The sequence below is a fragment of the Haloferax marisrubri genome (assembly GCF_001469875.2).
In the GTDB taxonomy this organism is placed as follows: domain Archaea; phylum Halobacteriota; class Halobacteria; order Halobacteriales; family Haloferacaceae; genus Haloferax; species Haloferax marisrubri.
Genome location: NZ_LOPW02000022.1, coordinates 148,160 through 162,364, shown reverse-complemented (window position 1 = coordinate 162,364; position 14,205 = coordinate 148,160). Strand labels below are relative to the sequence as shown.

12 protein-coding genes are annotated in these 14,205 nt (G+C 66.1%); 5 read left to right on the top strand and 7 right to left on the bottom strand.

Translation table 11 applies throughout. The features are described from left to right. Window positions 1-51: 51 nt before the first annotated feature. From AUR65_RS18335 to AUR65_RS18325, 3 genes are all read right to left on the bottom strand, one after another. The gene (locus AUR65_RS18335; RefSeq protein ID WP_058568549.1) at window positions 52-825 is read right to left on the bottom strand and encodes an IclR family transcriptional regulator; all 774 of its coding nucleotides are present in this window, start codon (window positions 823-825) and stop codon (window positions 52-54) included. Window positions 826-1,045: 220 nt separating this feature from the next. Then, window positions 1,046-1,735, bottom strand: a complete 690-nt coding sequence (locus AUR65_RS18330) for a 4-carboxy-4-hydroxy-2-oxoadipate aldolase/oxaloacetate decarboxylase (RefSeq protein ID WP_058568548.1) — start codon at window positions 1,733-1,735, stop codon at window positions 1,046-1,048. 180 nt (window positions 1,736-1,915) lie between these two features. Next, entirely contained in the window at window positions 1,916-2,926 is a 1,011-nt protein-coding gene (locus AUR65_RS18325) for a Bug family tripartite tricarboxylate transporter substrate binding protein (protein WP_058568547.1), read from the bottom strand. A gap of 247 nt (window positions 2,927-3,173) precedes the next feature. Between AUR65_RS18325 and AUR65_RS18320 the strand changes: the two genes are divergently transcribed. Further along, window positions 3,174-4,217: a zinc-dependent alcohol dehydrogenase gene (locus tag AUR65_RS18320; RefSeq protein ID WP_058568546.1), complete on the top strand. Its 1,044-nt coding sequence runs from the start codon at window positions 3,174-3,176 to the stop codon at window positions 4,215-4,217. A gap of 245 nt (window positions 4,218-4,462) precedes the next feature. Here the strand turns inward: AUR65_RS18320 and AUR65_RS18315 are convergent, their stop codons facing one another. Beyond that, a complete protein-coding gene (locus AUR65_RS18315; RefSeq protein ID WP_058568545.1) occupies window positions 4,463-5,110 on the bottom strand; it encodes an MBL fold metallo-hydrolase in 648 nt (215 codons plus the stop codon). Between the two features lie 292 nt (window positions 5,111-5,402). On the opposite strand from AUR65_RS18315, the gene AUR65_RS18310 reads away from it, so the two are divergent. The 4 genes from AUR65_RS18310 to AUR65_RS18295 all read left to right on the top strand — a co-directional run bounded on the left by AUR65_RS18310 (window position 5,403) and on the right by AUR65_RS18295 (window position 9,081). Next, window positions 5,403-5,918: a tripartite tricarboxylate transporter TctB family protein gene (locus tag AUR65_RS18310; RefSeq protein WP_058568544.1), complete on the top strand. Its 516-nt coding sequence runs from the start codon at window positions 5,403-5,405 to the stop codon at window positions 5,916-5,918. Next, window positions 5,918-7,405: a tripartite tricarboxylate transporter permease gene (locus AUR65_RS18305; protein WP_058568543.1), complete on the top strand. Its 1,488-nt coding sequence runs from the start codon at window positions 5,918-5,920 to the stop codon at window positions 7,403-7,405. Before AUR65_RS18310 ends, AUR65_RS18305 begins: the two co-directional genes overlap by 1 nt. A gap of 472 nt (window positions 7,406-7,877) precedes the next feature. Next, the gene (locus AUR65_RS18300; RefSeq protein WP_058568542.1) at window positions 7,878-8,309 is read left to right on the top strand and encodes a universal stress protein; all 432 of its coding nucleotides are present in this window, start codon (window positions 7,878-7,880) and stop codon (window positions 8,307-8,309) included. 124 nt (window positions 8,310-8,433) lie between these two features. Continuing rightward, window positions 8,434-9,081 carry an MBL fold metallo-hydrolase gene (locus AUR65_RS18295; protein WP_058568541.1) on the top strand — a complete coding sequence of 216 codons (648 nt, stop codon included), beginning with the start codon at window positions 8,434-8,436 and terminating at the stop codon, window positions 9,079-9,081. A gap of 415 nt (window positions 9,082-9,496) precedes the next feature. Here AUR65_RS18295 and AUR65_RS18290 read toward each other — a convergent pair whose 3' ends face one another. The 3 genes from AUR65_RS18290 to AUR65_RS18280 are packed head-to-tail and all read right to left on the bottom strand — an operon-like array spanning window position 9,497 to window position 14,090. Continuing rightward, window positions 9,497-12,181, bottom strand: a complete 2,685-nt coding sequence (locus tag AUR65_RS18290; RefSeq protein WP_058568540.1) for a hypothetical protein — start codon at window positions 12,179-12,181, stop codon at window positions 9,497-9,499. 46 nt (window positions 12,182-12,227) lie between these two features. After that, the gene (locus AUR65_RS18285; RefSeq protein WP_058568539.1) at window positions 12,228-13,379 is read right to left on the bottom strand and encodes a hypothetical protein; all 1,152 of its coding nucleotides are present in this window, start codon (window positions 13,377-13,379) and stop codon (window positions 12,228-12,230) included. A gap of 18 nt (window positions 13,380-13,397) precedes the next feature. Beyond that, a complete protein-coding gene (locus AUR65_RS18280) occupies window positions 13,398-14,090 on the bottom strand; it encodes a hypothetical protein (RefSeq protein WP_233194427.1) in 693 nt (230 codons plus the stop codon). Window positions 14,091-14,205 lie beyond the last annotated feature (115 nt).

Genomic DNA, 14,205 nt, shown 5'->3' with positions numbered 1-14,205 from the left:
AGACCGTCACCGGGAGCGACGGCCACGCCCGGCGGCGGCGAGACCGCCCGCTCAGTACTGCTTGATTTTCAGCTCGATGATGTTCTTCTTGTTCAGGAGCGCCGGGCCGAGTTCCTCCTCGATACGCCCCGGCTCGATACGGCTCATCGGGCCGCTGATGCTTATCGCGCCGACGGCGTCGTCCGGCTCCGAAGTGATTGCGGTTCCGACGGCGCAGACGCCGGGGTAGTGTTCGCCGCGGTTGATGGAGTAGCCACGGTCGCGAACCACTTCGAGGTCCTCGTGGAGCGCCTCGCGGTCGGTGATGGTGTCGTCGGTCAGCGCCGGGAGGCCGCGGCGGTCGATGATTCGGTCGACCTCGTCCCGCGAGTGCTCCGCGAGCATTGCCTTCCCCGTCGCCGTCGAGTGGAGGTAGAGGTGGTCGCCGAGCGGCGCGTCGTCGTCGATGGACTCCGGGCTCTGGGCCTTGTAGAGTTGGACGGCGAACCCGTTTTGTTCGACCGTCACGTTGGTGTGTTCGCCGGTCTGCTCTTTCAGTTCGTCGAGTTCCGGCTTGGCGACCCGGTACAGCGCCATCCCGTCGCGCATCGACCCGCCCATCTCGAGGAACCGGAGGCTACAGCGGTACTCGTTTCCGACCTTGACGACGTAGTCGGTGTCCACGAGCGTCGCCAGATGGATGTGCGCCGTGCTGACCGGCATCTCCATGTCCTCGGCGGTCTCCGACAGCGTCGCGCCGTCGACCTCGCGGAGGTATCGGATGATGTCGAACGCCTGTTCGACGCTCTGTATCCGCCGCGAGCCCGACCCGGTGGAGTTCGTCATGACTCGATACTCGGCCACCGCGTCCCTAATAGCACCGATTCGTTTCAACGATGTTGGAGTTCGAAGGGTCGAACGCCTCGACCGTCGGCGTCGCGGGGCCGACGCGTCGCTCGCGACTGGTGAGGTCTCGGAAAAACGCGGGTCGCGCGGGTGGCATGACAGTCGATGCGCGGACTGTTCGAGTCGGTCGCAGTCGCGGTTCGCCGCGTCTTCGGTGACGTTACTGAATCGAGTCTTCGGGACCGACGATGGTCAGGTTCTCGAACAGTTCGTCGTAGCCGTTGAGTTCGTAGAGGTACTCGCCGTCCAGCACTTCCTCGCGGACGGAGTCCTCGGCGCTGAGCTTCTCGTGGGCGCGTTCGAGGACCTCCTCGGCTCCCTCGCGGGGGATGACCGCAAGCCCGTCGTCGTCGCCGATGACGATGTCGCCGGGGTCGACGCTCACGCCGCCGACGGAGACGGTGACGTTGATGGAGCCGGGGTCCTGCTTGAGCGGCCCCTGCGGGTTGACGCCGCGACCGTACACCGGGAACTCCATCTCGGCGATTTCCCGACTGTCGCGGTACGCGCCGTCGATGACCAGCCCGGCGAGGCCGTTCGCCTGACAGGAGGTACACATCAGTTCGCCGACGTGGCCCGTGTCGGTGTAGCCGTCGCAGTCGATGATGAGCACGTCGCCGGGCTCGGTCATCGTGATTGCCTTGTGGATGATGAGGTTGTCGCCGGGCGCGGCCTTCACCGTGACCGCGGTCCCGGCCATCTCGACGCCGTCGTAGGCGGGCCGGAGGCCGGCGTCCATGGTCAGTCCGATGTTACCGGTCACGTCGGAGACGATGGTACTCGGAATCTCCTCGAACGCCTCGACGAGTTCGCGGTCCGGTCGCTCTACGTCGGGCTCTATCGTGTGCATACCCGACTCGATGCGGACGATTCACGTTAAACTATCGGTCGGTCGAACGCTTGCGGTCCGCGCTCCGAGTCGAAACTACTGGCGCTCGCGGTGGCACGGGAACCGACGAAAGGGAGAAGGGCGCAGGTACGTGTCGAGTAGGGTGCCTCAGTCGCGGGGGAGTCGGGATTCGAGTGCGGCTTACTGCTCTTCGATGCCGAGTTCGTCGACGAGGTTGCCGTAGAACTCGTACTGCTGGTCGAGGAAGTCCTGGAGCTCGTCGGGGCCGCGTTCGACGCGGATGAAGTTGTTGTTCTCCATGAACTCCACGAACGAGTCGTCCTCGTAGACGGCGCTGTACACGTCGGCGAGCTGTTGCTTCAGCTCGTCGTCGATGCCGGCGGGCGCGAAGTGCGCGAGCCACGAGCCGATGGAGATGTCGAGGCCCTGATCTTGGAGCGTCGGCGTGTTCGGGAGCGCCTCGACCTGCTGGTCGAACGCCACGCCGAGGGCGGTCAGGCCGCCGTCTTGGACCTGCGGGGCGACCTCGGCCGCGCCGACCGCGGTACAGTCGACCTCGCCGTTCACGACGGCCGTCATGGCCGGCGCGGCACCCTCGTAGGAGATGTGTTCGACGTTGACGCCGGCCTCGCTGGCGATGCCGGCGGCCGCCATGTGCCACGACGAGCCGAAGCCGGAGTTCGCCATCTGCAGGGTGTTGTCCTGCCCGTAGGTAATCCACTCTTCGAGCGTGGAGAACTCAGCGTCCTCGCTGACGACGAGCGCCGCGGGGAACTCGGTGTACTGCATGATGGGCGTGATGTCGTCGGGGCTGAGGTCGGCGATACCGAGGTGTTCGAACAGCGCGATTTCCGGGGCCGTACAGCCGATGGTGTGGCCGTCGGGTTCGGCGTTGGCCGCCGCGTTCATCCCGACCGAGCCGGAGCCGCCGGTCTGGTTGCTGACGTTCCACGAGACATCGGTGTGGTTCTCGGCCGCGTCGGCGACCGCGCGACTGGTTCGGTCGGCCCCGCCCCCGGCCGACCACGGGGAGATGACTTCGACCGGCCGAGAGGGCCACTCCTGTTCGCCGGAGAGACTGCCGAGACAGCCGGCAGAGAGCGCCACTCCGCCGACGCCGGCGGCCTTGATAAAGTTCCGTCTGTTCAGCGCGCTGCGTCCACTCCGATTGCTAATGGTATCGTCTCCCATTGTACCCGAATGTTTGAACAATCCATACAATAAGCATTGTGGTCGCTCCGAATATGGCGCGAAGGCCGCGGGTTCGGCGTGGTCGCTCGTTCCGCGCGGCCGCGAGGGTCGTTCGCCGTCTCGGTCGAATCAACTGTGGAACGTCGAGTCGGACGAACAGATTCGCGCGCGAGCGCGACTGGTCGCCGCCCGCAAGCTTCTCCCCCAAGAGCGTAGATTTATACCCCGGCGGTATTCAAGGAGATGTATGCGCGGGTTAGCCAAAACGAGCCGAGAGCCCGGAGCTATGGAACTCGTCGACGTCGAGACACCCGAGCCGGCGTCGAACGAGGTCCTCATCGAAATCGACTACGCCGGGCTCTGCGGGAGCGACGCGGGAATCTACAAGTTCAAGTCCGCCTTCGAGCGGATGAACATGCCGACCATCATCGGCCACGAGTACACCGGCCGCGTGGTCGAACGCGGCGACGACGCCACCCGGTTTTCCGTCGGTGAGCGCGTGGTCGAACGACCGATTCGCGGCTGCGGCGAGTGCTTCCAGTGCCAAATCGGCGAGGAGAGCATCTGCCAGGACGCGGAACTGACCGGTATCGACCACGACGGCGCGTACGCCGGCTACATCGCCGTCCCCGAGTCGGCGCTCCAGTCGGTACCGTCGAACGTCGACCCGAAGCACGCGGCGCTCGTCGAGCCGACGGCGATTTGCACGCGCGCGGTTCTCCGAAACTCCCGCGTCGAAGCGGGCGACCGAGTGCTCGTCGCCGGCCCCGGCCCCATCGGATTGCTCTGCGCGCAGGTGGCCGCCTCGCAGGGCGCGGAGGTCGTCGTCGCGGGCGTCGGTCGAGACACGAACTACCGACTGCCGCTCGCGGAGGAGCTCGGCTACCCCGCGCTCAACATCGAGGAAGACGACCTGACCGCCATCCAGCGCGAGCTGACCGGCGGCGTCGGCTTCGACGTGGTCTTCGACACGACCGGCCACCCGTCGGGACTGCCGATGGCCGTCGAGCAGGTCCGCAAGGGCGGCCAAATCGTTCTCGTCGGGCAGACCGGCGAGACCACGATGGAGTTCACGCCGCTCGTCCGCGCCGAAATCGACCTCCAGTGTACCTACGGTGCGACCTTCGAGGACTTCGAGCGGGCGTTCCGACTCATCGGCACGGGCGACGTCGACCACGCCACGTTCCTCGACGACCGCTTCCAGCTCACCGAGTCCGAAGACGCCTTCGAGGCGTTCCTCGCCGGCGAGACCTGCAAGCCGGTGTTCGACGTTTCGGTCCTTCGAGACTGACGCGACCGACTCCGCTCGTTCGTCGCCGACTGCCGCAGCGACTCATCTCTCAACCGCGGTATTTCTCAGTCATCGGTCAGTCATCCGTCACTCACCAGTCACTCACCACTCTCGCGTGTCTCGGTCGGACGTCGGTTTCGGAGCCGTCGCTCCGGATTCGACAGTCGGAAAAGCATGCCGCGGAGTGGGCTATCGAGGACTGTGACGCCGTCGGCGTCGGTCGGTACGACGGGTCAGCGTCGGGGTCACTCCGGCCGGGGGTCCCACTCGCGCTCGACGAGGAAGTCGTCGAGTTTGCCCTTGGGGTCCTCGAAGACGTGCGAGCCGTGGAAGACGAGCAGCGTCTCGAAGTCGTACTGGAGCAGGTCGTAGAGGTTGATCTCTGCGGCCTTGTGGTCGTCGTTGAACAGCGCCGGCGGCGGGAGGAGGTAGCCGGCCGGGAGGCCCGCGCGGTCGGCCCCGTCGAGGGCGTCCCCGGAGATGAGAATCCCGCGGTCTTCGAGCAGGAGCGCCGACGTCGCCTTCGTGTGGCCCGGCACCTCGATGACGCGGATGTTCCCGTCGAGCACGTCGCCGTCGGTGAACGCCACGTCCGGTTCGTAGTCGATGGCCTCGTGGAGCTTCGACTCGTTGGCCGACGCGAGGAGTTCGGGGTCGAACGCCTCCATCACCGACGGGAGGCCGCCGTGGTGGCCGTGGTCGCCGTGGGTGATGATGACGCGGTCGACGCCGCCGTACTCCCGCTCCAGAATCTCGACGAGTTCGTCGCCGTCCTCGTCGAAGCCGGTGTCCACGAGCGTCGTCTTGCCCGCCGGCGTGTCCTTCAACACGAGCACCCGGACGTGTTCGAACTGAATCTGGTCGATACCCTCGGTGACGTTGCTAACACTCATTCCGGTGGAACGGTAGTTCGCAACGCTGGTTAATTCTATCGATGGCCGCGAACCCCGGCGTTGTCGTCCGCGGACATGTCGCATCGCCGATCCCATCGACCGGCGACCGAATCGCGGTCCGTTGTGCAGTCGCCCACTCTCGACGGCTCGCTGCGCGCGCCGGTGGACGATAGTCTCGGTCGTATTTCGCTTCGTGTCGAAATCGTGACTTTCAGCCCCGAACGGGCGCGGAAAGACCAATATGTTTATTACATACGATTGCTTGGTATCATACCACGAGGCAGAAGAAATAATGGTAATTCAGAAAGTCGGGGCCGTGCTTGATAGAATCGGCTTGGAGAGTGTTCGTTCAAGTCCGCTGTCAGTCTTCTTCATCCTGTTTTCGGCCGTCGTCATCTTCTTCGCGAGCCAGTTCCCCTCGGGTGACGGCGTCGGGCCGTCGTTCTTCCCGATTGCGGTGTCGCTCGGCATCATCTTCTTCGCCGGTATCGACGTGCTGACCGGGTCCGAGACGGAACTCGAAATCTCGGAGTTCGACTTCAGACCCGCGGCCGTCGTCACGGCGTTCCTCGTCGGATACGTCCTGCTGATGCCGCTTTTAGGGTTCCTCGTGTCGACCATGCTGTTCATGCCGGTCGTCCTCTACTACTCGGACATCCGCTCGAAGTTGCTCGTCGCGGCGCTGTCGATCGGGTTCCCCGTCGCGCTGTTCTACATCTTCGGCCGGATTTTCCTCGTGCGCCTGCCTGAGGGCGTCATCCCGGTGTCGCGGCTGCTGCCACAGCTCCCGCTGGTGGTGACCTTCTGATGGTCGTCGAGTACATCTCCCAGGCGCTCGTCAACCTCGCCGACCCGTTCGTCCTCCTGTTGATGGTCGGTGGTATCTTCCTCGGCATCCTCATGGGGTCGATTCCGGGGATGACCGCGACGATGACCATCGCGGTCCTGCTGTCGTTCACCTTCACGATGGAGCCGAGTCAGGGGATGATTCTCCTGTTGGGTATCTACGGCGGCGCGGTCTACGCGGGGTCGATTCCGGCGATTCTCATCCGCACGCCGGGCACCCCGTCGGCGGCGGCGACCATCTTCGACGGCCACCCGCTCTCCCAGAAGGGCGAGGCCGGTCGCGCGATTCGCGTGAGCACCATCGCGTCGTTCGTCGGCGGCATCATCAGCGTCCTCGCGCTGATGTTCTTCTCGCCGGTCATCGCCGATGCCGCCCTCCGGTTCCGGTCGCCGGAGTTCTTCGCGCTCGCCTTCTTCGGGCTGACCATCATCGCCAGCGTGAGCGGCGACTCGCTCACCAAGGGCATGGTCTCGGGACTGCTCGGGATGCTCGTCGCGACGGTCGGTATCGACCCCGTGACTGGCTTCCATCGCTTCACGTTCGACCTTCCCGAACTGCTCACCGGCGTCGAGTTCATCGCCGTCATGATCGGTCTCTTCGGCATCGCCGAGGGACTTCGCAAGTACTCTCAGGGCATCAACAGCGGGAACGACCGCGTCGACCAGGAGATAACCGGCGTGTTCCCCTCGCTTTCCGACCTGCGGTCCATCGCCCCGGTCAGCGTCGGGTCGGGGGTCCTCGGGTCGTTCATCGGCGCGATTCCCGGCGCTGGCGGCGACATCGCCGCGTTCATCACGTACAACGAGGCCACCCGCTGGCTCAAAGACACCGTCCCGTCGTTCGGTGAGGGGAACATCCGCGGCGTCGCGGCCGCCGAATCCGGGAACAACGCGAGCACCGGCGGCGCGCTGATTCCGACGCTGACGCTCGGTATCCCGGGCGACTCCGTCTCCGCCATCCTCATCGGCGCGCTGTTGGTCCACGACGTGAACCCCGGTCCGGGCCTGTACCAGGAGGAGCCGGTCCTGCTGTACACCATCTTCGTCGGGTTCCTCCTCATCTACGTGTTCATCCTCATCTTCGGCATGCTCGGCGCGAACTACTGGGCGCGCCTCATCAACATCCCGAAGTCCCACATCTGGCCCGTCATCCTCGTGCTGTGTGTCATCGGAGCCATCGCGCTCCGCGGTAACGTCTTCGACGCGTGGATCATGCTCGGCGCGGGCGTGTTGGGCTACGTGATGCGGCTCCGAGGGTACCCGCTGGCACCGATGGTGCTCGGGCTCATCCTCGCGCCCATCGCGGAGGAGAACCTCCGCCGGTCGCTCGTCCTCTCGGGCGGCTCGCCGACCATCTTCCTCACGAGCCCCATCGCCCTCGTCATCATCCTGCTCGGTCTGGGCGCGATTGCGCTCCCCGCCGTGCGCTCGATTCGCGCGAACGCGTAACGCCGCCTCCGACCCCGTCGCTTTTCTCACGCCGTCTGCATCCCGCTGAGTGTCATCCCGCGACTCCGCCCGGTCGACCGTCGAACCGAGGACTGACCGCCTGACGTTTTCGACGCCTCGCGAGAGGGACGACGACTGGTGACGGTCCGTTCTGTCTTGCCGTTCGAGTGCCCACCGCAACTGCCCCGGCGTCGGCGTCTGCTGCTCGAACTGCCCACTCGAATCCGACGATGTTGAAATACAAGGGTAATTTTCTCACTTTTATCTGTGAAATTACAGAAGTATTTGTGTAATGAAATTCGCCGATTTCCGTTCGTGTTACGACATCGTTGAAAATCACCCGGGTCAACGGTCGAACCCGTGCGTGGAGAACAGCCGCAGATGCCGCGAGCCGCTCCGATGCGGTGTTCGGCGGTCGCTCCGAGTGGGATTCGGCGAAACGATATTATATCCCACCGTGGTACACGCTGGTATGGTCGTTGTTGCAGCAGTCGACCGGTCAGGTCGATCATCACACGTTGTCTCGGAAGCCGCGTCGCTGGCGGCGGCGTTCGACGAACCGGTCCACGTCGTCCACGCGTTGACCCGCTCTGAGTTCGTCGACCTCGGGTTGACGAGCGCGCAGGCCGAAGAGCCGAAGGACATGGCGGAGATTCGGTCGGCCGCCGCCGAGATGGCCGAAGACGCCGTGCCGGAACTGTCCGTCCCGTACGAGACGGTGGGCCTCGTCGGCAACCCGGCCGAGGAAGTCACCGAGTACGCCGACGAACAGGACGCGAGCTACATCGTGGTGAGTCCGCGACGGCGCTCGCGCACCGGGAAGATGCTGTTCGGGAGCGTCGCCCAGTCCATTCTCCTGAACGCGTCGTGTCCGGTCGTTTCGACGCTCGCCGCCGAGGAATAGCCGTCTACCGGGGACGACACCCACCGGGCGGTCGTCGCGCAGTACCGTTTCGGGGCACCCGTTATCCGTCCTTGAGAACGCGCGACCCCCTTTTTACCGCGACTCGCCGTAGCCTCGACTGCGCATGACAGTAACAGCAGTCGCAGACGGCGTGTACACGATACAGTTCGACCACGTCCGCGTGTTCGTCCTCGAAGACCGACCGACTGGCACGACCACGCTGGTCGACACGGCGTTCCCCGACGACGGCGACGAACTGGTGTCCGTACTGGGCTCGGAGTTCGGCGGCGTCGACCGCTTCATCATCACCCACGGCGACGAGGGCCACTTCGGCGGGACGCCCGCGGTGTTGGACGCGTTCGACCCCGAACTCCTCGTCCCCGGCGGCGCGAAGGGGTTCTACGACGCGCTCGACGTCGAGGCCGACCGGCACTTCCGCCACGACGAGGTCCTCGACGGCGGGATTCGAATCGTGCAGGTCCCCGGTCACACGGTCGCGAACAGCGGCCTCCTCTTGGAAGACGAGGGCGTCTTCATCGCCGGCGACGTACTGGAGGGCTCGGACCGCCGCGGCCTCCCGCCGGGGTTCCTCGTCCCGCCCGCGGCGCAGTTCAACGACCTGAGCCACGAGGAGGCCGAGCGGAATCTCATCAAACTGTTCGACTACGACATCGAGACGGTCCTCGTGAGCCACGGGTCGCACGTCGCGGAGGACCCGCTCGGGAAGTTGGACGACTGGCTTATCGACCGCCAGTGGACGCTGTCGTACTGAACGAGTTCGGGCCGAACCGGTCAGCGGTGCGTCCGGTCGGCGCACGCTCGACGACACAGCGCCGACTACGTTCGCAACCCGAACATCACAGAATTATTTGATGTACTGTGAGTAGATATGTTTGAGCGTCTGTGATAGCGGTACTGTTTGGTTACGCTGTCAGATATCTCTTGAATCCTTGTTTTGGTGGCTGATGAGCCGATATTCGTGGTGCCCTCTATTTTCGAATCGGTGTTGCGAGTACACCGTGTGTGTATGTGGGATTTGGCCTACTTCCCCCGATTTGACTGCTAAAAATACGGTTTCTTTTGTCGGATGAGATGTTCGCCTGTGTCACCGAACAATTCTATGATATAATATGTTTTATTAAAAACATCAAATATCAAGGTATTCTGTCTCTTGACCCTCGCCACGACTACTGGCCCATGTTCTGATGGAGTCGAATCCGCTTCGGCTCGTTCCGTCCCGAGAACGCGCGGATTCGGACGAGGTGGTCGTTGGACTGTCGTCGGACTTCACGGCCGTCATCCGCAATCGTCCACTCGTCCGGACCCTCGCCCTCGGTCACGCCGACGATGAACGAGGTGTTTCGGGTGTTCCGCCAGACTTTCCGAACGAACCGCTTGTCCGCGCCACTCTGGAGCGGTTGCCCGCTCACCGGGTGGGAGTGTGCGCCGCCGGCGAGTCGGTGGTCGATGTCCTTGTGGAGGCTGGCCAGTCGCCGGAGGTGCGAGAAGAACTCCGGCGTGAAGGAGATGGAGTCCGTGCGACTCCGGAGGAAGTCCGGGTGATCGATGGCGTGGTGGTGCCGAATCAGCCCCTGCTCGTCCGCGTACACCGTCGAGTAGACCTCTCGCCCCGGCGTCGCCGTGGCCTGAAACGTCAGTTCGTTCAGCACGTGTTCGGTCACGTCGACGACCGAGGGGTCGCTCGACGCGGGCGCGTCGCCGAACGGGACGATTCCCGCACCGGCGTCGACATCGTCCGCGGGTGTCTCGGGGGTTGCCGCCGGCGACGCTGACGATTCCCCGGGTCGCGTCGCTGACGGCTCCGACGAGGGCGATTTCGAACCGTCACCGCTCGGCGAACTGTCGGCTTCGTCGCCCGGAGTCGTCCCCGCGGGGACCGGAAACTCCGCCGGGAGCGCCGTCTCGGACTTCGGTGCAGTCTGCGACGCCTCGTCGTCGGACGGCACTCGGCCGCTCGGCGCTCCGCCCGGGGACGGAGGATTCGTTCCGCGCTCGGGCGCAGTCGACCGGCTCTCGGGCGTCACTTTCGCGGAGTCCGACCCGGGAGCTGAGTCGTCCGACTCGGAAGGCGGCTGAGTCGACTCGCTCGGGGGCTTCGTGGGCGTCCCCGCCGAGGTGTCCGCGTCGTCCGACGGCGCGCGTTCGCTCGGTGGCGTGTCGCCTCCCGTCTCGGGAGTTCCGTCAGTACCGTCAGCGCTGTCAGCGCCACCTGGACCCTCGGCGTCATCTGCGTCGGCGTCGTCGGCATCCGACCCGGCTTCGGGACCGCCAGCGCCCGGACTCGCCCCGTCTGTCTCCGGTGCCGAATCGGGCCCCTGACTCGACCGGTCCGTCCCGTCCTGTTCGGGGGTCGGTCCGATCGTCGAGTCGTCTGATTCCGCATCAGTCCGCGGTGCGCCCCCCTCGGGTTCATCACCTCTCGTTTGCGGGGACACCTGCGAGGAGCCGGACGGGTAGGTCCCGCCTGACGCCCGGCCGCCGTCCGTGGTGGTCTGTTGTGTCGTCTCGTCGCGGGGCGCCGCCCCGTCGTCCGAATCGGTCGATTTCGGGGGTTCTTCACCCGTCGATTCGGGCGTCGAGCCGGTAGGTGACGCATCGTCGGACTCGGGCGGGGAGGTAGTCGTTGACTCCTCAGCGGGGGCTGAACTGCCAGTCGGCGTCGAACTGCCAGTCGCGGTCGGTCGCCCGTCGGCGTCGTCAGACGACGAAGCTCCGCGCGGAATGCGCTCCGTCGAGTCGTCGCTGGACGCGGTCACGTGGTCGGGGAGGTCCACCGCCGACGCGAACACGAACCCCGCGACGTGAATTGCGGCGCGGTCCCATTCGACGACCTCGATGACCGGCGCGTAGTCGGACAGCACCGACCGGACGGGTCCCGTCCACTCGGACGGTGCCGATGCGGCGATAAAGTCGGGCTCGGTCCGGGCCATCGGGTGTCGTGGCTCGCCCTTGTGTCCGCGGAGCGCCTTCAGGGTCCCTTGGCTCTCGCGTTCGGTCCCGGGTCGGTCCGACGCCGGGAGTGTCACGGTTCGAACCGACCCGATACCGGAGACCCCATCGGTCCGAATCAGCGCCGGGAGGTACCGGAGCACGTCTGAGAGGACAGCCTCGTGGTCCGGGGTGACCACGAGCAGTAGCTCGTACGTCCGTCCGAGGCGCTCGACGGTCGTCTCGTTGTTCGCGGTCCCGACGAGAACGGGACTCACGTCCCGACAGTGAACGCCGAGTTCCCGCGGGATGCCTTCGAGCGTCGACGCCAGCGGGCGCTTGATGGGCGAGACGACGCCGAACGCGTCCGGGAGCGGCCGCGAGTCCGACGCGCGCATGAGGTGGTCGACGATGACGGACACGTCCCGCTCGTCGGATAGGCGGCTCACCGAAATCGACGGCGGGTCGCTGGCGTCGCTCGCGTCGTCTCCGTCCGCGCGGTCCGGGGCGTCCGGGGTCGGGTCGGCTTCTTCGGAGTCGTCAGGGTCGCCCTCGCCCGCAACGCCCGGCCCATCGAGCGACGAGTCGCTCGCTTTTCGCCGGTCCGGTGGTTCGTCTCGGTTCGTCCGAAACGGGACCAGTCTCCTCACGGCCCGTCGGAACGCCCGCAGGCGCGGTCGGAGCGTCGGCGTCGCTCCCAGTAGACCGAGGCTCGGGAAGGCGACCGCGTCGCCCGCAGCCGGGTCTACGACCGCGAGCGCGCTCAGTCCGAGGAGCGCGGCGGCCGTCACTCCGACCGCGACCCAGCGGAGCCAGCGGCGTCGGTCGGGGTCGCTGTCGCTCGGTTCGTCGGCGCGCTCGTGGTCGTCGTCGGTCGGGTCGATGACTGCGCTCAGTTCTACGAGTTGGATATCGTCTGTCATGGTCGGTGAAAACGCGGAGTCGCGGGTCGTCTGTGGACGGTGCGGCTTACTGCTCCGGGAGCGCCGGCTCGACGTGCTCGGCGTAGAAGCGCTCCCATCGGTCCACGGGGTCGCTCACGCCGAACTTGGCCGTGTGCGACTCCCACACCTGCCGGAGCGGCGACGACTCGTCGTGGATTTCCGCGTCGATGTACGCCGCGCCGGCCCGCCGGACGTGGGTGTGTATCCACGCCGCGTCGAGCGGCCAGAAGCCGACGACGTGGGCGTTGGCCACGTCCGCGTGAATCGTCCGGAGGTTGTGGTGCTGGCCGAGGCTGACGCCGTGGGGGAGGACGACCATCAGGTCCGGCTCGGCCAGCGTCGGGACCGTCGCGTCGGGTTCGATGTCACCGTTTTCGATGGCCCACGGGGCCCACTGCTCGGCCGACAGCCACGGCGTGAGGCTGTTGGCCGCCCGCTGAACCGCGGGGTTGAGGTCCATCTCGGCGCGCCCGCCGATTGGGACCGTCGTCATCGCGGCGCTCCAGTAGCCGAACGACCGGTTCGCCACGTCGGTGTGGGTCGTCGCCGCGAGGAACTTCGCCAGTTCCGGTGGCACGTCGTCCATCCCGACCGCCTGCGCCCGGTGGTCGATGAGTATCGCCGGCGCGTCCATGACCGCGACGCCGAGGCCGGCCAACAGCGCGTTCTGCGGGTTCTTGTGCAGCCCGTCAGCGGTCTTGTGCGAGGGAACGACCACGTCGACCGTCTCCTCGAAGACGAGGCCGACGTCGACGAACTTGTAGGCCGGAAAGCCGGTCCCGAGCGACGACGGGACCAGCGCGTGGTCGGCGTCGTACGACAGCCTGAGCAGTTCGCGCTCGACTTCCGGGGCGAGCATCGGCGTGACGTCCTCGATGCGAAGCGGGTTGCGCCCGAGTCGGACGTCCTGGACGAACCGCGTCGGAATCGACGTTCCGAGCATCTCCTCGGCGCGGGCGAACCACTCGCGTCGCACCACGTCCGCGAGCGTGTTCGGCGGGAAGAACACGCCCACCCTGTTCTCGTCGTGGTCGTCGCTGTCGCCGGTCGGCCGATTCGCCGCCGCGTTCGCCTCGACCGCGCCGCCGCCCGCGCCGTCGGTGATGACCGCGTCGTCGTTCGACTCGTCGGTGCCGCTCCACGGAACCGCGTTGCGTACGTAGTTGGATATGTTCATAGATGTCTCCGTGAGTGGTTATCTGAGGCCGGACTCCTCGACCTCGCGGTCGTCTATTTCGGGTTTCGTCTTCGATTTGGACTGTCCGCGGCGGCCGAGGGCGAAGCCGATGACGATCGTCACCGCGCCGAGGGCGACGACAACCCCGCCCGCGAACCACGTCGGAGACAGCCAGTTCGCCAGTCGGACCGCGTGCATCGACGGCAGCGACGACTCGACGTCGCTGTGGAGCTGTCGGGCCTCCCGGTAGCGCTTCCGGTGGTCGGCGAGCGTCTCGGGGGTCTGTGCGCGCAGTTCGGCGGCGCGCTCGGTGTACTCGGCGGTGTCGGCCGTCGCGTACCCCTCCGCTTCGCGCTTTTCGATGAAGCCGACCGTCGCGTTGAGGTTCCGTTCGGTCCCCTCGGCATAGGCGCGGGCGAGGGCCGCGGTCGCCTGCTTCTCCGCGACCGACCAGTGTTCGGCCGCGGTGTCGTAGTTCGCCCGCGTGTAGCTCAAGTTCCCCGTCTCGATGCGGTTCTGGACCGTCTGGAGCGTGCTCGCCTCGACCGAGACCATCGGTCGGTCGTCGAGGCGGCGGAGCTCCGTGAGTCTGTCCTTCGCCGCCTCACGGGCGTCGAGCGCCTCGTCCGCGCTCACCGAAGCGGTCGGGGGACCGGACAGTGCCGCCGGGCCGGCGTCGGCCGTGACGACTGGGACGGCGACCGCGAACATCGAAAGCACGACGAGCGCCGCGAGGGTGGCTCGGAAGACGACGGTCGTTAGGGACGGTGGCCGTTCCGGTGCCTCCGACGCCGGGCGGGTACACCCGTGGTCGTGCCGCGAATTA